This window comes from Nocardiopsis sp. FIRDI 009, assembly GCF_003386285.1.
Classification (GTDB): domain Bacteria; phylum Actinomycetota; class Actinomycetes; order Streptosporangiales; family Streptosporangiaceae; genus Nocardiopsis.
In genome coordinates, this window is the sequence record NZ_QPNC01000029.1 from 20090 (window position 1) to 43766 (window position 23677).

Annotated in this window: 20 protein-coding genes; 8 read left to right on the forward strand and 12 right to left on the reverse strand. The window is 73.2% G+C overall.

Going from position 1 to position 23677, the window contains the following annotated elements:
• Window positions 1-12 precede the first annotated feature (12 nt).
• On the forward strand, window positions 13-885 hold the full coding sequence (locus tag DVR05_RS22215; RefSeq protein ID WP_116247854.1) for a 1,4-dihydroxy-2-naphthoate polyprenyltransferase: 873 nt from the start codon (window positions 13-15) through the stop codon (window positions 883-885).
• Between the two features lie 184 nt (window positions 886-1069).
• Window positions 1070-1555 carry an NUDIX hydrolase gene (locus DVR05_RS22220; RefSeq protein WP_116247855.1) on the forward strand — a complete coding sequence of 162 codons (486 nt, stop codon included), beginning with the start codon at window positions 1070-1072 and terminating at the stop codon, window positions 1553-1555.
• 44 nt (window positions 1556-1599) lie between these two features.
• Here DVR05_RS22220 and dapB read toward each other — a convergent pair whose 3' ends face one another.
• Window positions 1600-2343, reverse strand: coding sequence for a 4-hydroxy-tetrahydrodipicolinate reductase (gene dapB / locus DVR05_RS22225; protein WP_116247856.1), 744 nt, complete (start codon window positions 2341-2343; stop codon window positions 1600-1602).
• Between the two features lie 60 nt (window positions 2344-2403).
• Between dapB and DVR05_RS22230 the strand changes: the two genes are divergently transcribed.
• Window positions 2404-3132, forward strand: coding sequence for a VIT family protein (locus DVR05_RS22230; protein ID WP_116247857.1), 729 nt, complete (start codon window positions 2404-2406; stop codon window positions 3130-3132).
• 4 nt (window positions 3133-3136) lie between these two features.
• Here DVR05_RS22230 and egtD read toward each other — a convergent pair whose 3' ends face one another.
• The 10 genes from egtD to DVR05_RS22280 all read right to left on the reverse strand — a co-directional run bounded on the left by egtD (window position 3137) and on the right by DVR05_RS22280 (window position 14796).
• Entirely contained in the window at window positions 3137-4111 is a 975-nt protein-coding gene (egtD, locus tag DVR05_RS22235; protein ID WP_116247858.1) for an L-histidine N(alpha)-methyltransferase, read from the reverse strand.
• Window positions 4112-4163: 52 nt separating this feature from the next.
• Window positions 4164-4919: an ergothioneine biosynthesis protein EgtC gene (egtC, locus tag DVR05_RS22240; protein ID WP_116247859.1), complete on the reverse strand. Its 756-nt coding sequence runs from the start codon at window positions 4917-4919 to the stop codon at window positions 4164-4166.
• Entirely contained in the window at window positions 4919-6271 is a 1353-nt protein-coding gene (egtB, locus tag DVR05_RS22245) for an ergothioneine biosynthesis protein EgtB (protein WP_116247860.1), read from the reverse strand. Before egtB ends, egtC begins: the two co-directional genes overlap by 1 nt.
• Window positions 6268-7569 (reverse strand): ergothioneine biosynthesis glutamate--cysteine ligase EgtA, encoded by a 1302-nt coding sequence (gene egtA / locus DVR05_RS22250; RefSeq protein WP_116247861.1) that lies wholly within the window; start codon window positions 7567-7569, stop codon window positions 6268-6270. Before egtA ends, egtB begins: the two co-directional genes overlap by 4 nt.
• A gap of 209 nt (window positions 7570-7778) precedes the next feature.
• On the reverse strand, window positions 7779-8711 hold the full coding sequence (locus DVR05_RS22255) for an arylamine N-acetyltransferase (RefSeq protein ID WP_116247912.1): 933 nt from the start codon (window positions 8709-8711) through the stop codon (window positions 7779-7781).
• A 29-nt stretch (window positions 8712-8740) separates the two neighbouring features.
• Complete coding sequence (locus DVR05_RS22260) at window positions 8741-9898, reverse strand: ABC transporter ATP-binding protein (RefSeq protein WP_116247862.1); 1158 nt, start codon at window positions 9896-9898, stop codon at window positions 8741-8743.
• A complete protein-coding gene (locus tag DVR05_RS22265; RefSeq protein WP_116247863.1) occupies window positions 9895-10908 on the reverse strand; it encodes an ABC transporter ATP-binding protein in 1014 nt (337 codons plus the stop codon). The genes DVR05_RS22260 and DVR05_RS22265 overlap by 4 nt, the downstream gene beginning before the upstream one ends.
• Window positions 10905-11891, reverse strand: a complete 987-nt coding sequence (locus tag DVR05_RS22270; RefSeq protein WP_116247864.1) for an ABC transporter permease — start codon at window positions 11889-11891, stop codon at window positions 10905-10907. The genes DVR05_RS22265 and DVR05_RS22270 overlap by 4 nt, the downstream gene beginning before the upstream one ends.
• Entirely contained in the window at window positions 11888-12958 is a 1071-nt protein-coding gene (locus tag DVR05_RS22275) for an ABC transporter permease (RefSeq protein WP_116247865.1), read from the reverse strand. Before DVR05_RS22275 ends, DVR05_RS22270 begins: the two co-directional genes overlap by 4 nt.
• Window positions 12955-14796, reverse strand: coding sequence for an ABC transporter substrate-binding protein (locus DVR05_RS22280; protein WP_116247866.1), 1842 nt, complete (start codon window positions 14794-14796; stop codon window positions 12955-12957). Before DVR05_RS22280 ends, DVR05_RS22275 begins: the two co-directional genes overlap by 4 nt.
• A gap of 236 nt (window positions 14797-15032) precedes the next feature.
• Between DVR05_RS22280 and DVR05_RS22285 the strand changes: the two genes are divergently transcribed.
• From DVR05_RS22285 to DVR05_RS22305, 5 genes are all read left to right on the forward strand, one after another.
• Window positions 15033-15746 (forward strand): metal-dependent hydrolase, encoded by a 714-nt coding sequence (locus DVR05_RS22285; RefSeq protein ID WP_116247867.1) that lies wholly within the window; start codon window positions 15033-15035, stop codon window positions 15744-15746.
• A gap of 71 nt (window positions 15747-15817) precedes the next feature.
• Window positions 15818-16477, forward strand: a complete 660-nt coding sequence (locus DVR05_RS22290) for an O-methyltransferase (protein WP_116247868.1) — start codon at window positions 15818-15820, stop codon at window positions 16475-16477.
• 80 nt (window positions 16478-16557) lie between these two features.
• Complete coding sequence (locus tag DVR05_RS22295; RefSeq protein ID WP_116247869.1) at window positions 16558-17703, forward strand: exonuclease SbcCD subunit D; 1146 nt, start codon at window positions 16558-16560, stop codon at window positions 17701-17703.
• Entirely contained in the window at window positions 17703-20702 is a 3000-nt protein-coding gene (locus DVR05_RS22300) for an AAA family ATPase (RefSeq protein WP_116247870.1), read from the forward strand. Before DVR05_RS22295 ends, DVR05_RS22300 begins: the two co-directional genes overlap by 1 nt.
• Window positions 20703-20736: 34 nt before the next feature.
• Window positions 20737-21162, forward strand: a complete 426-nt coding sequence (locus DVR05_RS22305; protein WP_116247871.1) for a hypothetical protein — start codon at window positions 20737-20739, stop codon at window positions 21160-21162.
• A 127-nt stretch (window positions 21163-21289) separates the two neighbouring features.
• On the opposite strand, the gene DVR05_RS22310 is transcribed toward DVR05_RS22305, so the two are convergent.
• Window positions 21290-23413 (reverse strand): cytochrome c oxidase assembly protein, encoded by a 2124-nt coding sequence (locus tag DVR05_RS22310; protein WP_116247872.1) that lies wholly within the window; start codon window positions 23411-23413, stop codon window positions 21290-21292.
• Window positions 23414-23677 lie beyond the last annotated feature (264 nt).

Here is a 23677-nt window from a genome sequence, read left to right on the forward strand (position 1 = left end):
GAGGGACCGCGCGTGGCCACGGTCAGTGAATGGGTCTCGGGGACGCGCCCCCGTACGCTGCCGAACTCGATCGTGCCGGTGGCGGTCGGCACCGCCCTGGCCTTCGCCCTGGGCGGGTTCGTGTGGTGGAAGGCGCTGCTGGCGATGGTGGTGTCGCTGGCGCTCCAGGTGGGGGTGAACTTCGCCAACGACTACAGCGACGGCGTGAAGGGCACCGACACCGCGGAGCGGACGGGTCCGGTCCGGCTGACCGCGAGCGGGCTGGCCCCGCCCCGGCAGGTGCTGGCCGCGGCCCTGGCGAGCTTCGCGCTCGCGGCCGTGGTGGGTCTGGTGCTGGTGGCGACGTCGTCGTGGTGGCTGCTGCTGGTGGGCGCCACCGCGATCGCCGCGGCCTGGTACTACACCGGCGGGCGGTCTCCGTACGGGTACCGGGGCCTGGGCGAGGTGTCGGTGTTCGTCTTCTTCGGCCTGGTGGCGGTCGTCGGCACCGTGTTCGTCCAGGTGGGATCGGCGCCGTGGCAGGCGTGGGTGGCCGCCGTCCCGGTGGGGCTGCTGTCGTGCTCGGTGCTGGTGATCAACAACCTGAGGGACATCCCGACGGACCGGGAGACCGGCAAGATCACGCTCGCCGTGCGACTGGGCGAGGCGGGCACCCGCCGCCTGTTCGCGGGCGCGATCGCGGCGGTGTACGCGGTGGCGCTGGTGCTGACACCGGTGTACTGGTGGGTCCCGCTGGTGGTGCTGTCGGCGCCGTTGGCGGTGCGGCCGACGCGACGCGTCCTGGGCGGTCAGGTGGGCCGCGACCTGGTGCTGGGGCTGGGCGAGACCGGCAGGCTCCAGTTGGCCTTCGGGGTGCTGTTCTCGGTCGGTCTGGCCCTGGGCTGAGGATCCGGGGTTAGTTATCCGAGCGCCTGGCGGCGCCACCCTGAGCGGGTGAAAATCGTGGTGTGGGCGTCCGGCCGACGTCGTCGCCCAATGGCGCGTTCCGAGCCCGAGGGTTAGGACGCTGGAGGCCGATCGACAGGCACCCGGAAGTGTTGCTCCGAGCACGCGTATTAGGGTCGGTGGCGTGACCGAGGAGGAGTTCTACGCGGGCCTGCCCGCGACCCGGGGAGCGGCGGGGGCCGTGATCCGCTCCGAGTCCGGCGGCGTGCTGCTGGTCAGACGCACCTACGTCCCCGAGCGGCCCTGGGGCGTGCCCGGAGGGGTCATCGAGGCGGACGAGTCGCCGCTGGCCGCCTGCCGCCGCGAGCTCCGCGAGGAGCTGGGGGTCGAGGCGCGCGTGCTGCGGGTGGCGGTCGTGGACTGGGTCCCGGCGAGCCCGCCGCGCACCACGGCGCTCCAGTGGCTGTTCACCGCGCAACTGCCCGAGGACGCCGAACTGCGCCTGCCCGCCGACGAGCTGTCCGGGTGGGCCTGGCACGACCCGGGCGACCTGCACGAGGTCCTGTCCCCGAACACGGCCCGGCGGATGCTCGCGGCGCTCACCGTCGCCGACGGGGGCGGACCGCTCTACCTGGAGGACGGCAGACCGGTGCTGCCGCCCCCGCAGTGAGCGGTTCCCGGTCCGCTGCGTCCCGCGGACCGGGAACCAGCGTGCTAGTCCAGGCCGAGCAGGGGCTCCAGGCCCAGGGTGAGCGGCTCGGGCAGGTCGGCGACCCTGCGGACGCCCAGGAGCACGCCCGGCATGAAGGACGTGCGGTTCATCGAGTCGTGCCGGATCTTGAGGGTCTCCCCGTCGGTCCCGAACACGACCTCCTGGTGGGCGATGAGCCCGGAGATGCGCAGGGCGTGCACGCGGACGCCGTCGACGTCGGCGCCGCGGGCGCCCGCGATCTCGGAGGTGGTGGCGTCGGGCATCGGGGCCGCGCCCGCCTCCCGCCGGGCCTCGGCGACCAGTTCGGCCGTCCGGTAGGCGGTTCCGCTGGGGGCGTCGGCCTTGTGGGGATGGTGCAGCTCGATGATCTCGGTCGAGTCGAAGTACGGCGCGGCCTTGCGGGCGAAGTGCATCATGAGCACGGCTGCCACACCGAAGTTCGGGGCGATCAGCACCTTGGCGCCCGGCTTGGCCGCGAGCATGGCGCGCACCCGGTCGAGCTTGGCCTCGTCGAATCCACTGGTGCCGACGACGGCGTGGATCCCGTGGTCGATGAGCCACTCCAGGTTGTCCATCACCGCGTCGGGGTGGGTGAAGTCGACGACGTAGTCCGCCCCCAGCACCGCGTCGCGGTCGGCGGCGCGGTCGATCCCCGCGACGAGTTCCATGTCGTCGGCGCCCTGTACCGCCTTGACGACCTCTGACCCCATGCGCCCATCGGCGCCGAAAACTCCTACCTTGAACACGGCACAACCGTACCGGAGTCGCTGGCGGTCTCCCGACCGGTCACGTGCGACGATGGCGCCATGACGGGGCCACGGCCCGGGAGCGGGCGCGACGGAGCGGACGGCAAGCAGCGGCGGCTGGGGTCCCTGCTGAACCGTCTGCGCGCCGCGGTGCTCGGCGCCAACGACGGCATCGTGTCCATGGCCGGCCTGGTCGTCGGGGTGGCCGGGGCGACGCCGCACCGCGGGGCGCTGCTGATCGCGGGGGTGGCCGGGACGATGGCGGGGGCGCTGTCGATGGCCGCCGGGGAGTACGTCTCGGTCAGCACGCAGCGCGACACCGAACGGGCGGCGCTGGCGCGCGAGCGGTGGGAGTTGGCCACCGATCCGGCCGGTGAGCTGGAGGAGCTGGTCGGCCTGTACCGCGCACGGGGGCTGGAGGAGCGGCTCGCGCGCGAGGTGGCGCGCGCGCTGACCGCGCGGGATGCGCTGAGGGCCCACGCCGAGGTGGAGCTGGGGTTGACCCCCTACCGGGTGAGCCCGTGGCAGGCGGCGGGATCGAGCCTGTTCGCCTTCGCGCTGGGCGCCCTGGTGCCGCTCTCGGCGATGCTGCTCAGCCCGGACGCCTGGCGGTTGACGATCACGGTGGTCGCGGTCCTGGCGGCCACCGGTGTGCTGGGCGCCGTCAGCGCCCGGCTGGGCGGCGCGGTGCCGGCGCGGGCGGCACTGCGGTCCATGGTGGGCGGGGCGTTCGCGATGCTGGTGACGTACCTGGTCGGAACCCTCCTGGGGACGATGACGGCGCTGTGAGCGTTCAGTGGGCTGCGGCCAGGGCCAGGGCGAAGTCCCCGGCCGGGTCGGTCCACCAGTGCGTGGGGGTGAACCCGGCGGCGACGAGTTCCCCGCCCAGTTTCTCGCGGCGGAACTTGGCGGAGATCTCGGTGCGCATCTCCTCCCCCTCGGCGAAGTCGACGGACAGGTCGAGGTCGGCGACCCGGACGCGCTGGTCGGTGCGGGAGCGCAGTCTCATCTCGATCCACTCCTGGTCGGCGTTCCACAGGGCGACGTGGTCGAAGGCGGCGGGGCGGAAGTCGGCGCCCAGTCGCTCGTTGATGACCGACAGGACGTTGCGGTTGAAGGCGGCGGTGACGCCCCGCGCGTCGTCGTAGGCGGTGACCAGGCGTCCGGGGTCCTTGACGAGGTCGGCCCCGAGCAGGAGGGAGTCACCGGACCTCAGGACGCCCCGGATGTCGTGGAGGAAGGCGGCCCGGGCGCGTGGTTCCTGGTTGCCGATGGTGGAGCCGAGGACGGCGAGGATCTGGCGGCCCCCGTCCTCGCCGACGGGCAGCAGGCCGAGATGTTCCTCGAAGTCGCCGACGACGGCGTGGACGTCCAGGCCCGGGTAGTCCTTGGCGAGGCTGGAGGCGGAGGCGGCGAGGAAGTCGCCGCTGACGTCGACGGGGACGAACCGGGTGAGGCGGCCGTGGCGGCGCATGGCGTCGAGGAGGAGGCGGGTCTTCACGCCGGAGCCGGAGCCGAGCTCGATGAGCGCCTCCGCGTCGGCGGCGGCGGCGATCTCGTCGGCGCGTTCTTCGAGGATCGACCGTTCGGTGCGGGTGGGGTAGTACTCGGGGAGTTCGGTGATCTCCTCGAACAGGGCGCTGCCGCGTTCGTCGTAGAACCACTTGGGCGGGAGCTGTTTGGGCCGGAGGGTGAGCCCTTCGGCCACGTCCCTGCGGAGGGCCTTGTCGAGGTCGTCAGCGGTCAGGTTTCGGTCAATCCGGAACATACTGCCTCCTGTGTCCCTATGGGGTGTACCCGGGGGATCGTCCAGCGTCCGCTCAGCGCAGCGGCGTGATCTCGGTACCGTGCGCCGTGGCGACCACCACCGAGTCGTCGGGGACCGGGTACCAGCCGGGGTCGTCGTCGAAGGGTTCGGAGGCCAGGAAGACCCCTCCCCCGCTCTCGCGCAGGACGAACAGGGTGTCCCCCGCCGCCGTCCCGACGATGGACTCACCGTCGCTGGCGAGCAGGTTGTAGCGCCCCTCGGAGTGCTCACGGGCGTGGCCGACCACGGCGGCCAGCGTCCCGGCGAGGTCCCCCGAGGACCGCCACAGCCGGAGGGTGTGCGCGAACAGCGGCGCCGAGTCCACCGGAGCACGGGCGTCCATGGCACCGGTGGGCGGGGGCGCGGCGAAGGCGGCGGTGAGCGCCTCGTCGTCCTTGACCGCCCCGTTGTGGCTGAACAGCAGCCGGTCGGCTCGGAAGGGCTGGGCCCCCGACTCCTCGGAGCCGAACCCGGCGGTGACGTCGCGGACGGCCGCCACCACGCACCCGGAGGCGATGGACCGGGCGGCGTCGGCGAAGGAGGCGTCACCCCAGATGGGCATGGCGCGGCGGTAGCGGAGCGGCTCGGGCGTCCACCCCTCGGACGCCTCCCCCCGGGGGTACCAGCCGACGCCGAACCCGTCGGCGTTGACGGTGCCGTGCCGCTGCATGCGCGGCGCCCAGGACTGTACGTGGAGGGAGTGGGGCGCCGCGTACAGCAGCTCGTGCACCGTGCGCGGCGGCCCCAGGTAGGCCAGGTGGCGGCACATCAGTAGGACTCCGCGTCGCGGGCGCAGCGGAAACCGCTGAAGATCTGCCGCCGGATCGGGTGGTCCCAGTTGCGGAAGGTCGAGCGCACCGCGGTGGGGTGGGTGGCCCACGAGCCGCCGCGCAGCACCTTGTACCCCTCGTCGAAGAACACCTCGGAGTACTCGCGGTACGGGAAGGCGCGGAAGCCCGGGTATCCGTCGAAGGTCGTGGACGTCCACTCCCACACGTCACCGATCAGCTGCTGCACGCCCAGCGGGGAGGCGCCGTCGGGGTGGCGTCCGGCCGGTGAGGGGCCGAGGCGGCGCTGGCCCAGGTTGGCGTGGCGGGTCCCCGGTTCGTCGTCGCCCCACGGATAACGCGTCGACCGCCCCGTCGCGGGGTCGAACCGGGCGGCCTTCTCCCACTCCGCCTCGGTGGGCAGGCGTTTGCCCGCCCAGCGCGCGTAGGCCTGCGCCTCGTGGAAGCTGACGTGCTGCACGGGTTCCTCCGGCGGCACCATCTCGTGGCGGCCGAACCTGCGGCGCGACCAGTCCTGGCCCTCACGGATCCAGAAGGCCGGGGAGACGGCGTTCCGGCGCTGCCGCCACTCCCACCCCTCGCGGGTCCACCAGTACCGGGTCTGGTAGCCGCCGTCGGCCATGAACCGCAGGTACTCCGCGTTGGTGACCAGGCGGGTGTCGATCCAGTAGGCGGGCAGGTCGACCGTGTGGGCGGGGCGTTCGTTGTCGTAGGCCCACGGATCGTCGGTGGTGCCCATGGTGAAGGGCCCGGCCGGAACGAGCACCTCCGCCTCCGCGGGCGGGCTCAGCGCGGCCACCCCTCCGGAGCCGTCCAGGAGCACGGGCTCGCCCTTGCGCAGCTGGTGGGTGGCGAGCATGGTCTCGTCGTGCTGGTGTTCGTGCTGGATGACCATGTGGAAGACGAACCCCGCGTCGAGCAGGGCGCGGTGGCCGTCGACGCCCTCACGCTGCCGGGGTACGACGGGGGCGATGTCGGCCTTGTCCAGGACGTCGAGCACTTCGCGGCGCACCCGGTCGTTGTAGTCGGCGGCCTCGTCCGGTGTGAGCAGCGGCAGGGTGACCCGTTCGGCGCGCGGGTTCTCGAAGGCGTCGTAGAGGTGGTCGATGTCGGGGCGCAGCGCCTCGCGGCCGCCCGCCGCACGCAGTAGCCACTGCTCCTCGTAGTTGCCGATGTGCGCCAGGTCCCAGACCAGTGGCGACATGAGTTTGGAGTGCTGGGCGAGCAGCCCCTCGTCGTTCAGGGCGTCGAGTGTCAGACCGTTGCTGCGCCGGCGGCTGTGTTCGAGCTCGAGGGCGATGCGCTCCTTGGCGCGCTCCTGTTCGTGGTTCACCGTGCTCCTCCACGTGACTCGGAGTGGTGGACTGGATCCGGACCCGTGCCGGGCGTCCCCGGCCCCGCACCGCGGGGACCGGGGGCCCGCGGGCCGATGTCGGCCGGGGACAGCCCGCGCCGCGTGTACCGGTCCGCGTAGTCGTCGACGAGGGAGGCCAGATGCGCCGCGCCCATGCGGGGCAGGGCGCGGACACCCGCGTCGAAGCAGGTCCGGGCGCAGGCGGCGATCTCGGGGTCGGTGACACCCCGCTGTGCCGACCTGAGCCACAGGAGGGGGCTGGGGGCCTCCCCCCCGCACAGCCGCTCCGTGGCCTCCTCCGCGGTCGCGCGGGCCGCGGGGTCGTCGAGCAGGGCGGCGGTCAGCGCCATCGGAACGGGCCACCAGCGGTGGGGGAGGGCGTCGATCATGCGCAGCTCCCACCAACCGCGGGGGCGCACCGGGGGGAAGAGCGTACTGAGGTGGAACTCCAGGTCGGCGAGGGTGGCGGGGCGGGGGCCCCGACCAGCGATCCACTCGGCGAGGGTGCAGCCGGGGTCGGCGACCCAGCGGCCGTCGCCTCCGGGGGCCTCGGGGATCGCCATGACCCTGGCGGCCAGCGCGTACTCGGCCCACGCGGTGGCGGGGTCGGACCGGTCGCCGCGGTCGAGGACCGGTCGGGTACGGGAGGCGTCGGTGGCTGCCCAGATCGCCCAACGGGTGGACTTCCAGCCGGTCGGGCGGCCGCGCCAGAGCGCGGAGTTGGCGAACGCCGCGACCAGCACCGGGCCGAGGCGGTGGGTGAGTTCCCAACGGGAGCGCAGGTCGGCGGCGTCGGCGCCGGTGTCCAGGCACACCTGGACGGAGGCGGTGCTGCACATCATGGTGCGGCCGCTGGGCTGGCGGTGGTTGGTGAAGAAGCGCTCCATCGCGGTGTAGCGGGCCGAACGGAGCTGGCGCAGCGGCGGGCGGACCGGGTCGAGTGCGGCCCCGGACAGTTGGAGTCCGGCCTCCCCGAGGTTCTTGCCGACGTGGTCGAGGTCCGCGGCCAGGGCTTCGTGGACCTCGGCTGGGCCGGGTCGGGCGGCCGAGCTGAGTTCGAGCTGTCCGCCGGGTTCGAAGGTGATCCGGCTCCCCGCCGGCAGGGTCTCGGTCGTGTCCAACGCGTCCGTGAGGCGGGCGAGGTGGACGGGTTCGGTCGGGCGGGCGGGATCGGTGACGAGCCATTCGGTCTCGGCTCCGACCTTGCCCGGAGGCCCGGTCTTGAAGCAGACCCCGTTGATGTAGTCGTGTACGTCGTCCGTGGTGATGCGTGCCATGGGACGCCCCTCTCGGTACCCCGCACCTCGGGTGACACCTCAAGGGTCCTGCCCATGAGTCAATGAGGTCGAACATGGGAAACGACCAGAAATCCGATGAACAATCCAGATACGCCAGGTGTCTGGTGCTGTGTACGCGACGACGGAGCCGGTGACACCGGGTGTCGCGGCGGGTGCGGAGGGCACACCCGCCGCCTGTGTGATGAGCGTCACTCCTTGGTGAACTCCCGGAGCCGCTGCTCGACCCCGGCCCGTTCCCCCGCGTCGAGCCCGATGCCGAACACCTCGTCCAGGACGAGGCCGACCTCCTCGACCGGCACCTCGGTCTGGGTCCGGGAGCCGTCGGGTCCGATCGTGGACAGGGTGGTGTCCATGAGCAGGCGCTGGACGTCCGAGCCGATGGTCTGGGCCATCAACCGCCCGGTGAACGGAGAGCGGGGGTGGCTGGCCAGGTAGTGGCTGAAGATCGCGTAGTCCTGGGGCAGTCGCGCGTCGGTGGTGAAGGAGTACAGCGGCCCCCACCCCGCCCCGTCGAAGCCGCGCAGCAACCACTCGTCCGCGCTGATGTCGTCCACGCGGTCCAGGCGCAGACCCCAGCCTCCCTGGCGCGCCTGGTGGCCGTCGACGAACGGGAACGGCTCCAACATCCCGCCGCCGCCGAACCCGACGTCCGCCAGCCACGGCGTACCGTCCACGTCCACCTTGAGCAGGGCGTGGGTGGAGGGCCGGGGGTGCCCCTGCGCACCCACCAGGACCCGGGCGGACAACGCGGTGAAGGTGAACCCCAGCCGGTCCAGGACGGACGCGAACAGGAGGTTCTGCTCGTAGCAGTACCCGCCCCTGCGCCGCCGGACCATCTTGTCCGTCAGCGCGGGCACGTCGAGGAGGATCGGTCGGCCGAGGACGATCTGGAGGTTCTCGAAGGGGATCGCGGCCAGGTGGGCGCGGTGCAGGGCCCGCAGGGTGTCGAGGGTCGGGGGCAGGTCGCCCGCCAACCCGATCCGCTCCAGGTAGAGCTCCAGGTCCAGCTCCCGGCCGCGCCAGAAGTCGCGCTCGGTGAACAACGCGTCCGGGCGGGGCGCCTCGGGAGGGGCGGTCCGGGTACTCGTGGTGCCGTCGGTGACGGGGTTCTCCGTAGCCATGTCCACCCCGAACCGGGGCTTCACGGGCGCTATTCCCCCACGTCGGCACGGTCCGGTGGCCGCATCCGGCCACGGGCGTCGGCGACCCGGTGACAGGCGGCCCGGTGTCCGGCACCGGCCTCGGACGACGCCTCCGGCACGGTGCTTCCCCTGAGGACCGCGGGATCCACCGTCCGACACCGGTCGGCCACCCCCGCCCGCTCCGCCTCGCCCGAGGCCAGCACCGGACAGCGCGGGTGGAACCGGCACCCCGGCGGCACGTGCGCGGGGTCGGGGGGCTCCCCCGACAACACCGTCGGCGCGCCCTCGGTCTCGGGCAGCACCGACAACAGGGCCCTGGTGTAGGGGTGGCGGGGCGCGGCGAGCACCTCCTCCACCCCGCCCACCTCGACCACCCTGCCGAGGTACATCACGGCGACACGGTCGGCGATGTTCCACGCCAGGCCCAGGTCGTGCGTGGCGACCAGGGCCGACAACCCCAGTTCGGCGCGCAGGTCCAGCAGCAGGCGCAGGATCTCCCCGCGCACGGAGGCGTCCAGGGAGGCCACCGGTTCGTCGGCGACCAGGACCTCCGGTTCCAGGACCAACGCCCCGGCGATGACGACCCGCTGGCGCTGTCCCCCCGACAGCTCGTGCGGGTAGCGCGCCAGGAACCGTTCCGGTGGACGCAACCCGGCCCGCGCCAGCGCCCGGGCGACCCGCTCCGGCTCCTCGGCCGTGGTTCCCCCGTGGACACGCAGCCCCTCGGCGACCGCCTCGTACACGGTGCGGCGCGGGTTGAGCGATCCGGTCGGATCCTGCAGCACCAGCTGGACCCTGCGACGGAAACCGCGCAGGTGGCGGCTGCCGTAACGCAGCGGTCGGCCCTCGAAGAGCACCCTTCCCCGGGTCGGCCGCTCCAGGCCGAGCAGCACCCGGCCCAAGGTGGTCTTACCGCACCCGGACTCCCCCACCAGGGCCACGATCTCCCCCGCCGCCACGTCGAGATCGACCCCGTCGACGGCGCGGACGGTCCGACCGCCACCCGGCGCGACGCCCGCCCCGAAGGCGACCTGCACACCGCGCGCGCTCAGGACGGGTCGGACGCCGGAGCCGCCGGTCGGGGACTCCTCGACCGACGGGGGCGGGTGGGCGCCGGTCCGCACGGTGCCGGGCGGCACCCCCGGGGAACCGTCGGCGCGGGTCATGGAAGCTCCTTCCGCTCGGGTCCGGGGCGCACCGGACCGACGTGGACGCACGCGGCGTGGCGGGGCGAGCGCCCGTCGCTGTCGGGGGCCACCGGGTACAGGGGCGGGTCGACGGCCGCGCAGACGTCCTGAGCGGAGACGCAGCGCGGTCGGAACACGCACCCCGGCGGCGGGGCGGCGGGGTCCGGCGGCTCGCCCGGCAGCCCACGGGGCGCCAGGCGTGAGGCGGGGTCCCCGATCCGGGGGAAGGCGGAGCTCAGGGCGCTCGCGTAGGGATGCGCCGGATCCCGCACGACCTCGGTGGCGGGCCCCTGCTCCACGACGCGGCCCGCGTACATGACGGCCAACCGGTCGCAGTGCGCGGCGAGCACCGACAGATCGTGGCTGATCATGATCATGCCGATGCCCTGCTCCGAGGTGAGTCCCCCGAGCAGCTCCAGGACCTGCGCCTGGATCATCACGTCCAGGGCGGTGGTGGCCTCGTCGGCGATGATCAGACGCGGCTCGCACGCCAGCGCCATGGCGATCATGACCCGCTGCCGCTGGCCGCCGGAGAGACGGTGGGGGTGGTCCCCCGCGCGGGAGGCGGGCAGTCCCACCCGCTCCAGGAGTTCGGCGACGCGGTCCCGGACCCGGCCGGGGGCGACGGTGCGGTGGATCAGCATGGGCTCGGCGATCTGGTCGCCGACCCGGCGGACGGGGTTCAGGGCGTGCAGCGCGCCCTGGAAGACGACGGCGGCGCCCACCCAGCGGACCGCGCGCAGACGTCCCCACCGCATGGTGAGGACGTCCTCCCCCTCCAGCAGGATCTCGCCGGTCGTGTGCGCCGTTCCCGGCAGCAGCCGCAGCAGGGCCAGGGCGACGGTGGACTTGCCGCTGCCGGACTCGCCCGCCAGCCCCAGGGTGCCCCCGGCCTCCACGGTCAGGTCCACCCCGCGCACGGCCGGGACGTCGCCGCCCGGGGCGCGGTAGGTGACACGCAGGTCGCGGACGTCGAGCAGGGTGGTCAACGCGCCTCCCGGAGTCGCGGGTTGAGGACGGACTCGACCGCGCGCCCGCACAGGGTGAAGGAGAGCGCGACGACGGCGATCGCCAGCCCCGGCGGGATCATGTACCACCAGATCCCCGCGCTGATCGCCCCCGCGTTGCGCGCCGCCTCCAGGACCCCGCCCCACGACACGGTGGCGGGGTCGCCCATGCCGAGGAAGGACAGGGTGGACTCGGCGATGATCGAGGTGGCCACGAGCAGGGTGGTCTGGGCGAGCACCACGGGCGTCACGTTCGGCAGGACGTGCCACACCATGACGTGCGCGTGGCCTCCGCCGAGGGCGCGGGCGCGTTCGACGTAGGGTCTGGCCTCCACCGCGAGGGTCTGGGCCCGGACCAGGCGGGCGGTGGGCGGCCACACGGTGAGGCCGATGGCCAGGACGATGGTGCCGACACCGCGCGGCAGGACGGCGGCCAGCGCCACGGCCAGGACGAGGGTGGGCAGGACGAGGAACCAGTCGGTGATCCGCATCAGGACGGTGGACACGGCCCTTCCCGCCAGGCCGCCGGAGGAGGCGAAGTGTCCGGCGGTGATCCCGATGACCGTGCCCAGGGCGACGGAGACGAATGTGGCCAGGAAACCCACCGTGAGCGAGACCCGGGCCCCCCACACCACCAGGTCCAGGACCGAGCGCCCGAAGTTGTCGGTGCCCAGCGGGTGGCGCCAGCTCGGCGGCTCGTAGGGGTCGCCCGGCGCCCGGGTGATGCTCAGTCCGGCTTCGTCGACGAACAGGGGCGCGGCCAGGGCCAGCACGCTGATGGCGAGCAGGACCGCCAGCCCGACCAGGCCCGCGCGGTGGCGGGCGTAGGAGCGCGCGAAGGCGGCCAGGGCCGCCCGTCGGCGGCGCCAGGCGAGCGCGGTGGGCCGGGGAGGGGCCGGGACGGGTGTGGTCGCGCGTTCGGGGCCGGGATCGGGCCGGGAGCCGCGCCCGGTGGGGGCGCTCACGGCCGCACCCGGGGGTCGAGCAGGGGGTACACCAGGTCGGCGAGCAGGTTCATGAGGATCACCGAGGCCGCGAAGACGACGAAGAGTCCCTGGACGAGCCCCAGGTCGGGCACGCGCAGGCCGGAGTAGAAGAGCTGACCGAGCCCCGGCCAGGAGAACACCGTCTCGACAAGGATGACGCCGGAGACGACCTGGCCGAGGTTGAGGAAGACGAGGGTGACGGTGGGCAGGAGGGCGTTGGGCACGGCGTGCCTGCGGCGGACGAGGCCGTCGCGCAGACCCTTGGCGCGGGCGGTGGTGAGGTAGTCGGCCCCCTTCTCGTCCATCAGGGACGAGCGCATGATCATGAGGTACTGGGCGTAGATCACCGCGACCATGGTGGCGACCGGCAGCACCATGTGCCAGGCGGTGTCCAGCACGGTGTCCAGGGCCCCGGAGACCCCCGGGGAGACCATGCCGCCGGTGGGGAACAGGCCGGGGACGAACCCGCGCCCCGAGGCGAGGACGACGATGAGGAGCAGCCCCAGCCAGAACGTGGGCACCGACCAGAGGAACAGGGCCACGGCGGTGTGGACCCGGTCGGCGCGCCCGCCCGGCCGCCATCCGGCCCGTGTGCCGAGGAACAGGCCGAGGAGGGCGGCCACGACCGTCCCCGTGCCGGCGAGCAGGACCGTGGGGCCGAGCCGTTCGAGGATGAGGTCGGCCACCGGCTCGCGGTACTGGAAGGAGGTGCCGAGGTCGAACCGGGCGAGCCCGGCGCAGTAGTCGAGGAACTGCTGCCACAACGACTGGTCCAGCCCGAACTGGCGGCGCAGCTCCTCACGCTGTTCGGCGGTGACCTCACGCCCCTCGGTCATGGCTCGGACCGGGTCGCCGGGCAGGACGCGGAAGAGGAAGAACCCGGCGACGACCACCGCGACCAGGGAGACCGCGGCGGTCAGCAGCCGCCCGGACACGTACACGAGCACCCGCCACGCGCGCCCGGGGCCGGCCCGGTCGCGCGCCGGGGAGGCGTCCGGCGGTCCCTGCGCCGCCGGGTCACCCGTCGTGGTGGGGGTCGAGGTCACTCCCGGTCCTCCAGTGTGGCTCGGCGGCGGATGAGAACGAGGGCGCCAGCGGCCACCAGCACGACCGCGACCACCCCGGCCCCGGCCAGGATCCCGGTGGACACAGCGCCCCCGCCGGAGTCGGCCGCGGCCACGGGACGGGCCGACCACAGGGCCCAGTAACCGTCCTGGCCCCAGATGTTGCCGCCCGGGTCCGGCTGGATCTGGATGTCGGACACCCGGTCGCTGCGGTAGGCCTCCATGATGTTGGGGTAGGCGAGGACGTTGACGACCGCCTCGCGGTAGAGCACCTCCTGGAGTTCGTGGACGATCCCGGCGCGGGCGGACCGGTCGTACTCGGCGAGCTGCGCTGCGTAGAGCTCGTCGTACTCCTCGTCGCAGAAGTAGGCGTCGCCCTGCATCGTGCCGGGTTCCTCGGGGAGCGCCCCGCAGGTGTGGATGCCCAGTACGTAGTCCGGGTCGGGGTTGACCGTCCACCCCGTGAAGATGAGGTCGTACTCGGCGGCGTACAGGGCGTCGCTGAGCACTCCGGGGTCGACCGTCAGGTTCTCCACCTCGACGCCGATGTCCGCGAGGCGCTCGACGAGGATCAGCCCAGCGTTGACGTTGGCGGGGCGGTCCCGGTGGACGTGCATGCGCAGTTCGAGCCGGTCCCCGTCGGGCGAGACGCGCACGCCGTCCTCGTCCCGCTCGTACCCGGCCTCGTCGAGCATGGCGTTGGCGGCGTCGGGGTCGAAGGCGAGGAAGTCCTCCTCCCCCTCCGGCGACCAGTGGAAGTCGGCGTAGCGCGCGGGGATGTACCCCCCGGCGGCGACGGCCTGCCCGCCGTGCGCGAGTTCGACGATCTCGTCGTTGTCGACGGCCATGACGATGGCCTGGCGCAGTGTGCGGTCGGCCAGGGCCGGGTGACCGTCGCCGAACGCCTCGCCGTCCTGGGTCCGGGCGCCGGGGTTGATGGTGAAGGCCTGGAAGCGCTTGCCGTCTGCGTGGTTGACGGTGATGCCGTCGACGTCCTCCAACGAGGATGCCTGGGCCTCGGTCAGCTCGTAGACGAACGTGACCTCGCCGCCGCGCAGGGCCTCGACCGCCGCGTCCTTCTCGGAGTAGTAGCGCAGGACGACCCGGTCGAAGCCGGGCGCGCCGCGCCAGTGGTCGGGGTTGGCCTCCAGGGTGATGGACTCACCCGGATCGTGGCCGACCAGCGTGAAGGGGCCGCTGCCGACGACGGGGAACTCCTCGTTGGGGTAGTCGGCGAAGGCGTCGCCCTCCTCCTCCAGGATCGGTTCCCACACGTGTCGGGGGACGATCGGAACGGCGAGGGACTCCATGGTGGCCTGGGGTTCGGCGAGTTCGACGACGACCGTGCGGTCATCCGCGGCGGTGACGGACTCGAACCCAGCGACGTAGCTGCCCGAGGCGACGGCCGCGGTGTCGTTCTCCATGATCGTGGTGAGCGTCCAGGCGACGTCGTCGGCGGTGAGCGGCTCCCCGTCGGTGAAGACGACGTCGTCGCGGAGCTCGAAGGTCCAGGTGAGGCCGTCGTCGCTGGCCCGCCACCGCTGGGCCAGCGCCGGGGCGGGCTCGTTGGTCTCGGGGTCGACGGTGACCAGGGTGTCGTAGACGTGGCCGAGGACGTTGGTGGTGACGGCCAGCTGGGCGATGAAGGGGTTGAAGGTGTCGACCTGCTGGGTCACGGCGATCGTGAACGTGTCGAGGTCGGCGGTCCCGGCCGTGGCCGGTACCGCGGTGGAGCCCCCGATGAGGAGCAGCGCGGCGCTCGTGGCGGCCGCGCGCCGGAGGTGGGCGCCTGGAGGACGGGGACGGGGGTGGGTGTGCATGGCGGCCCCTGTCGGGATCGTGGGCTCAGTGGTGTGCCACCTGGGGGGATGTTGGTTGTTTACCAATCCGCGGTGACGAGCGTCAATCACCTTCGGGGCAAGGTGTGGATAACGGAACGCGATCGGTACGGCGGTGACGTCATCCGTGGGTTCGAGGGGGCCCGTGTGCCGGATGCGGCGGCCCGGAACACCCCCGCGATTCGCGGGGAATGCTCTACTCCGCTACGGTTCCCGCCATGATGGGGCACTCACACGCCTTGAGCGGCGTGGTCGGTTGGATGGCGGTCGTTCCGCTCGTCCAGGGCAGGGAATTCCTCGGACTCGGCTTCGACCTGGGCCCGGGCGAGATCATCGCGGGCTCCCTGGTGTGCGCGGGGGCGGCCCTGCTGCCCGACCTGGACCACAAGAGCGCCACGGTGACCAAGACCTACGGAAAGGTCACCGAGTCCATGAGCGGGATCCTGGCGTGGGCGTTCGGGGGCCACCGGATGGGCACGCACTCGTTCCTCTTCGCGGCCCTCATGGGCGTCCTGGTCCAGCTGCTGGCCCTGTGGTCGGAGCTTGCGGTGCAGGTGTTCGTGTTCCTGCTGGTCGGCATCGCCCTCCAGGGTCTGGGTTTCGGCCTGGACAAGAACCGGGCGGCGTCCGGCGTCATCAACGCCCTGGGCACGGCGGCGATCACCCTCGCGCTGTTCGCGTCGGGTGTGAACTACACATGGCTGGGGCTGGCGGTGGCCTTCGGGTGCGTGCTGCACTTCTTCGGCGACATGATCACCAGGATGGGCGTACCGCTCTTCTGGCCGTTCACCAAGAAACGGATCGGCCAGAACCAGGGGTTCGTCACCAACGGCCCCGTGGAGCAGAAGGTCGTCACTCCGCTGCTGACCACGGGGGTGATCGTCTACTCGATCTACCTCTTCGACTGGCCGGAGCTGCTCCCCGCCTACTGACCGCGCGTCGCACGCGTCCACGGGCGCGCGGTCGGGCCCACCGGTCGTCCGGAGCGGGCTAGGGTGGCCCCGTGACTCGAACCACGGAGACCATCAGCCCGGAACTGCACTCCTACCTGGCCGCCCACAGCGCCCCGGCCGACGACGTGCTCACCGACCTGGCCGAGGAGACCGAACGCCGCTTCCCCGAGGTCAAGGGCATGCAGATCGGCCCCGAGCAGGGCGCGTTCATGACCCTCCTCGCCCAGGCGATCGGCGCCCGCGACATCGTGGAGGTCGGGACCTTCACCGGCTACTCCTCCCTGTGCCTGGCCCGCGCGCTTCCCGCCGACGGAACCCTCCTGGCCTGCGACATCAGCGAGGAGTGGACGTCCGTCGCCCGCCGCTACTGGGAGCGGGCCGGGGTCGCCGACCGGATCACCCTCGCGCTCGGCCCGGCGCTGGAGACCCTGCGCGCCCTTCCCGAGGAGCCGCGGTTCGACCTGGCCTTCGTCGACGCGGACAAGCCCGGCTACATCGGCTACTGGGAGGAGCTCGTCCCGCGCATGCGGCCCGGCGCCCTCCTCCTGGCCGACAACACGCTCTTCCACGGCCGCGTCGTCGACCCCGACGACACCAGCGAGACCGTCCAGGGAATCCGCGACTTCAACGACCACCTCATGGCCGACGACCGCGTCACCCAGGTCCTGCTGCCCGTCGGCGACGGACTCACCCTCGCCAGGAAGCACTGACCGCGCCGACCCGGCGGGGTGTCCACAGGCCGCCCGGGCTCCCCGGCGAACCACCGCGACCTTCGGTATCGTCCAGTGCCATGCGCCTGCTGCACACATCGGACTGGCACCTGGGCCGCTCCTTCCACCGGGAGAACCTCATCGACGCCCAGGCGGCCTTCCTCGACCACCTCGTCGACACCGTCCAGACCCGCCGCGTCGACGTCGTCGTGGTCGCCGGCGACCTCTACGACCGCGCGCTCCCCCCGGTGGACGCCGTCCGTCTGTTCGACCGGGCGCTGAGCCGGATCCGCGCCACCGGGGCCCGCGCGGTCCTCATCAGCGGCAACCACGACTCCATGGCCCGGATGTCCTTCGCCACGGACCTCATCGACGCCTCCGGCATCCACCTGCGCAGCTCCCTGGACGGTGTCGGGACCCCCGTGGTGATCGACGACGACCACGGTCCCGTCGCCTTCTACGGCATCCCCTACCTGGAACCGGAGATCGCCCGACACCACTGGGACCTGCCCGAACGCGGCCACCCCGCGGCGATCGGGCACGCCATGGACCTCGTCCGCGCCGACCTCGCGCAGCGGCCGGGCACCCGGTCGGTCGTCCTCTCGCACGCCTTCGTCACCGGCGGCGAACCCTCCGACAGCGAACGCGACATCGCCGTGGGCGGCGCCGCCCACGTCCCCGCGTCGATCTACGACGGCGTCGACTACGTCGCCCTCGGCCACCTGCACGGCCGCCAGACCATCACACCCTCCGTGCGCTACTCGGGCAGCCCGCTCGCCTACTCCTTCTCCGAGGAACGGCACGTCAAGGGCTGCTGGCTGGTGGACCTGGACGCCGACGGCCTGGTCGGCGCCGAGTTCGTCGCCGCCCCCGTCCCCCGTCCGCTCGCCCGGATCCGGGGGCGTATCGAGGACCTGCTGACCAAGCCCGAATGGGAGTCCCACACCGGGCACTGGCTCCAGATCACCCTCACCGACGCGCGCCGCCCCGCCCACCCCATGGACCGGCTGCGTGAACGCTTCCCGCACACCCTGCTGCTGGAGTTCGCCCCCGAGGGCGCCACGCCCGAGAACCGCCCGGTCGCCGCTCCCGTCGCCGACCGGGGCGAGCACGAGGTCGTCGCCGACTTCGTCGAGTGGGCCCGCGGTACCCCCGTCACCGCGGAGGAGGCCGCGCTCGTGCACGCGGCGGTCGAGCAGGTCCGGATCCAGGAGGGGATGCGCTGATGCGGCTGCACACACTCACCGTCCGGGCGTTCGGCCCCTTCGCCGACACCGTGCGCGTCGACTTCGACCGCCTCAGCGCGGGCGGTCTCTTCCTCATCCACGGCCCCACCGGCGCGGGCAAGACCTCCGTCCTGGACGCGGTCTGCTTCGCGCTGTACGGAAGGGTTCCCGGGGCCCGGCGCGAGGACCGCTCGCCCAAGAGCGACCACGCGCCGCCCGACCGCGTCCCCGAGGTCACCCTGGAGTGCACCATCCGCGGCAGACGCGTCCGGATCGAACGCCGTCCACGTTGGGAGCGCCCCAAGAAACGCGGTTCGGGCACCCGGACGGAGAACGCCAAGGTCGTGGTGACCGAACTCGTCGACGGGCGCTGGGAGGGCGTGACCACCCGCCCGGACGAGGCCGGGCAGTTCGTCGGCGACCTCCTGGGGCTGACCCTGGACCAGTTCTGCCAGGTCGCCCTGCTGCCCCAGGGGAACTTCGCGCGCTTCCTGCGGGCCAGGGCCGAGGAACGCCGCGAGTCCCTGGAGCGCATCTTCAACACCCGTGTCTTCCGGGACGTGGAGGAGTGGTTCAAGGGGCACGCCCACCGTCTGCGGCTGGAGGTGGAGTCGGCCAACGAACGCGTGCGCGCCGTGGCCGGACGCATCGGTGAGGCGGGTCGGTCGACCCCGCCCGAGCTGCCCGAGGAGCTGTCGGCGTGGGCGGCCGAGCTCGCGGCCGTCACGGCCGGGACCGCCCGGGACGCCGCGCTCGTGGCCGCGGCGGCCACGGAGTCGCGCGACGCCGCCCAGGCGGCGCTGACCGCGGGCCGCCAGACCAGGGCACGGCAGGACCGGCTCGCCCTCGCCCGGCGGCGCCGGGACGAGCTCGCCCGGGGCGCCGAGGAGCGGGCGGGGATCGACGCACGGCTGGCCGCCGCCGAGCGCGCCGAGACGGTACTGCCCCTCCTGCGTGCCCGCGACCACCGCCGTACCGAGCTCGACAAGGCCGAACTCACCGTCGCCGAGCGCTCGTCCCTGGTCTGCGCTCTCCCCGGGGTGGAGGACGTGGCCGCCGCCGGGGACACGGCCGAACGTCCGCTGACCGTCCTGGCGGACGCCGAACGCGAGCGCCGCGACGAACTCGCCCGCCTGGAGCTGCTGCGGGGCGACGCCGAACGCCGCGACTCCCTGGGAGACCAGGTCGCCCGGCTCACCGATCGCCTCGGCGGGGTCCGGGCCGAGATCGGGCGCGTCCGCGAGCGGCTCGTGTCGCTACCGCCCCAGGTCGAGAAGGCGGCCGGCGAACTGCGCCAGATCCGCGACCAGGCGGGCCGGGTCGAGGCGGCCCGGACGGCGTTGGCCGCGGCGGAACGGCGTCTGGAGGCCGCCGACCAGTACGAGCGCCTGGGCCGGGAGCTCGCCGCGGCCGAGGATCGCCACCGCGCCGCCGTCGACGCCGCGCAGGAGGCGCACGACCGCGCGCTCCGCCTGCGGGAACGGCGGATCACCCACATGGCCGCCGAACTGGCGGGCAAGCTCGCCGAGGGGGAGCCGTGCGCGGTCTGCGGGTCGCCCGACCACCCCGCGCCCGCGCGGCCCGCCGAGGAGGGCCTGGTCTCGGCCGAGGAGGAGAAGGCCGCCCAGGCCGCGGCGGGGGCGGCGGACGCCCGCCGGTCGGAGGCCCGCGCCCACGCCACGGCGCTGAGCGAACGCCGGTCCGCCGCCCTGGAGCGCGCCGAGGGGCGCGCTCCCGCCTCCGCCCGGGAGGAGGTGGCCGCCCACACCCGCGCCCTGGAGGAGGCGCGTGCCGCCGCGGCCGAGAGGCGACGGTTGGAGGAGACGCTGGAACAGCTCACCGCCGACCTCGACCGGGCCCGTGCCGAGGAGGGCGAGCTGACCCGGTCGGAGGCCAGGATCGAGACCGACCGCGCCAACGCCGCCGCCGAGCACACCCGGCTGACGGAGCTGTTGGACGGGGCGCGGGGCGACGATCCCGGGATCGGCCAGCGGATCTCCCGGCTGACCGAGGAGGCGGACCTGCTCCGCGCCGCCGCCGACGCCGTCCAGGACCGTGACCGGGCCGCCGAGGAGCTGCGCATGGCCGTGGCCGAGGCCGAACGGCAGCGCGCCGAGGCCGGCTTCGACTCCGAGGCCCAGGTGTGGGAGGCGGCGCTCGACGATCGGCGCCGCCGGGAGCTGCGCGATCGCGCCCGCGCCTTCGACGACGACCGGGCGGCCGCGGAGGCGGCGCTGGCCGACCCCGACCTGGTCGCCGCCGGGGCCGAGCCCGTACCCGACCTGGAGTCGCTGGCCGACGCCGCCGACCGCGCCGCGGCCGCCGCGGACCACGCGGTGGCCTGGCGGAGCACGCTGGAGGAGAGGGCCCGGCGGCTCGCCGCCCTGCGCGAGGAGCTCGCCCGGGCGTTGGAGGGGTGTGCACCGGTGCTGCGCCGCTACACCGTGGCCGAGGGCATGCGCGCCCTGGCCGCCGGGACCTCGGCCGACAACGCCGACAGTGTCCGCCTGTCCGCCTACGTGCTGGCCTCGCGGCTGGAACAGGTGGTGGCGGCCGCCAACGACCGGCTGCGGACGATGTCGGACGGCCGGTACGAGCTCCGGTACACCGTGGACAAGGCGGCGGGCGACGGGCGTTCGCGTTCGGCGGGCGGCCTGGGCATGCGGGTGGTGGACGCCTGGACGGGGGTGGAACGGGACCCCGCCACGCTGTCGGGGGGTGAGACCTTCTTCAGCTCGCTGGCGCTCGCGTTGGGGCTCGGGGACGTGGCGAGCGCCGAGGCGGGCGGCACCGACATCGACACGCTGTTCGTGGACGAGGGTTTCGGAACGCTGGACGAGGACACCCTGGAGGAGGTCCTGGACGTGCTCGACCGGCTGCGTGACGGGGGCCGCGCGGTGGGTGTGGTCAGTCACGTCGCCGACCTGCGGCAACGGGTCGGCACCCGGTTGCGGGTGATCAAGGGCGCGTCCGGTTCGCGCGTGGAGCACGTCGGCTGACCCCGGGTCGGGCCACCAGCGTTCCGGTGCGAGAATGACCAGCGTGAATTCGCTGGTCAACATCGCCGTGTTCGGAATCGGGGGCGCCGTCATCACGGCGGCCCTCATCGGTCTTCTCCTCGTGGTCGCCGGAAGCGGGAACGCGACCTCACCCAAGGTGCGCACCGGCTTCGGTGTCGCCTCGGTCGTCCTGCTGGTGCTGCTGCCGACGCTCGCCGCGGCCAGTGCGCTCTCCGGCGGTGCCGGGTTCTGGGCGGCGTTCGCCACGGCCGCCTGCGTGGCCGCGGTGGTGTGCGCCGTGAACATCGTCCTGCTGCCCCTGGCTGCGCGGCGTCGGGCGGCGAACGGCGCCGGCGCCCTCGCGGCCCTGCGTCCGTCGCTGCCGGTCGTCGCGGTGGCGGTGGTGATCTGTGTCGCGCTGGGGCTGCTGGGGGCGGGGGTGGCGGCGCTGACCGTCTGACCGTTCCCCGCACCGGTGCCGGGGGCGTGCCCGCGCGGGCGCGCCCCCGTCCGTGTCCCCGGCGGGCGGAGGAAGGGCCTCCTCTCCGGCTGTCCGGGCCGTACCAGAGTGTTCCGGACGGCCCCGGTCAGTTCCGGGCGTCCGGCGCGCCGTCCGCGTGGTCGGCGGAGGCGCCCTCCGGCTGGGCCGCCACCCCCCGCGAACGGCGGTCGAGCTCGGCGAGGTAGGCGTTGTAGGCGTCCATATCGGCGTCGTCGGAGTCACCGCGCGCGCTGTGCCGCTGCCGCCGCCGCTCCTGTTTCTCGTCGTCCTGGAACCACTGCCTGACCATGGCGATCGTCACCAGCAGGGTCGGGATCTCACCGAGCGCCCAGGCCACGCCGCCGCCCATGTACTGGTCCTCGGCCCGGCTCTCCAGCCACGGGACCTCGATCTGGTCGTAGAACTCCGGCGCGACGGGCTGGGCCTGCTCCATGATCGCGATGCCGAAGAAGGCGTGGAAGCCCATCACCAGCAGCAACAGCAGGAACCGCAGGAGGTAGGGCACCTTCCGGGGTGCCGGGTCCACGCCCGCGATGATCCAGTAGAAGAGGAAACCGCTGAGCAGGAAGTGGACGCTCATGAACAGGTGCCCGAGGTGGTCGAGCATCAGCGCGCCGAACAGCGGGGTGAAGTAGAGCGCGTACGGGCTGAGCACGAACATCGGGGCGGCGAACGCCGGGTGTGTCACCACCTTGGAGAACCGGCTGTTGAGGAACAGCGTCAGCCACTCGCGCGGCCCCCGGTCACCCCTCCGTCGGGCCGGTTTGAGCGCGCGCAGCGCGAGGGTGACCGGCGCGCCCAGGACCAGGAGGATCGGGGCGAGCATGGCCAGCATCATGTGCTGGATCATGTGCGCGGAGAACAGCACCATCGCGTAGGTGGCGAAGCCGCTCAGCTGCGTGGCGACGATGGTGAGCAGCCCCAGCGCGAAGAAGACCGCGCGGCCGATCGGCCACGTGTCTCCGCGGCGCCGCAGCCGGACCACGGCCGCCGCGTACAGGCCGCCCGCGACGACGACCAGCATGATGAAGAACAGGTCCGGGCGCCACAGCGTGAGCACGTTCCACACGTCCATGGGCGGCGGCACGGGGAAGCCGAGGATCGCCGCGGCCGGGTCCACCTCGCTCTCCAGGGGCGGCGGGGGCGCGGTCCGCCCCAGACCGACGGAGATCCCGACGACGGCCGCCATGATGAGGACCTCGACCCCCGCCAGCAGCAGGAACATCCACCGCTGGAAGGAGGCCCCCTCGGGCCCGTCGGGCGCACCGTGGATCTTGCGGAGCGCGTACCGGCGGTGCAGGTAGCCGAGCAGTCCGAGGACGCCGAACAGCGCGAACTTGACGACCATGATGAGGCCGTACTCGGTCAGGAAGAGGTCGCCGACCGAGTAGAGCCGGGCCAGCGCGCTGCCGACACCGCTGATCGCCACGCCGATGTACAGCCACAGCGCCAGACGGCTGAACCGGGCCACGGCCACCACCGGGTCCTGTCCGTCCTTGCGCATCGCGTGGTAGGTGACGGCGGCCAGGCCGCCCACCCACGCGGAGATCGCGACGACGTGCATGGCCAGCGCCGTGACGGCCAGCTCGTGCGACCCGGAGGAGGCGGAGTGGCCGGTCAGGCCCGGGGGGGTCACCGCCACGAGGGCGGCGACGAACAGCCAGAGGCCGCCCGTGGCAGAGGTGACCGTGCGGCCGAACAGCGCGATGCCCGTGGTGATGAGGATGACGAACATCAGGGCGACGCCGCCGGAGACCGAGCCCGCGTACGCGGTGACCTCGTCCACGCTGACCTGGCCGAAGGAGCGCGCCAGGAACTCCGATGCCTGGAAGTACATGGTGAACACGGCGGCGACGGCCCACGCCAGCGCGGCCCAGGTGGCGCCGTGCACGTAGAACCGGGCCTGCTCGGACAGCCGCCCCTGGTCGGAGGGGAGCAGGACCGTCGCGAGCAGTAGCAGGCCGATGGTCAGGACACCGGAGGCGTCCAGGACCAGCTTGGCCATCGGCAGTCCCCAGCGCACGCCCTGACCCGCGTCCGGCAGCCCCGGGATGAGCTCGGGGAAGGCGGCCCCGCCCAGGACGAGCGTGAGGCACAGTGCGGTGACGCACAGGATCGCCGCGGGTGCGGCGAGAAGGGCTATGAACGAGGTCCCGGGGGCGTCCGAGGCCCCCTTGGCCGGGGTCGTCTGCTGTGCGGGAGGAGCCACGCGCCACTCCGTCGTCGAGGTCTGGTGGATGGACTGGTCAGCGCTCTGGGCCGTGGCGGCCGCCGCGCGGCTGTCCGAGATCGGTCTCGCGGGGTTCGCACGGGGAACACCGCGTTCCAGGTTAAACCGTTGACTACCCGACGTCGCCCCGGGGTGGCGTGAGGTCCTTCTCCGTTCGTGCGCGTGTGCGGGGCCGAGTCCCCGGACGGGAATCCGTGTTCTCGCCTTCTGGCGGGCCCCGCCGCGATACGCTCGGCATCTCCG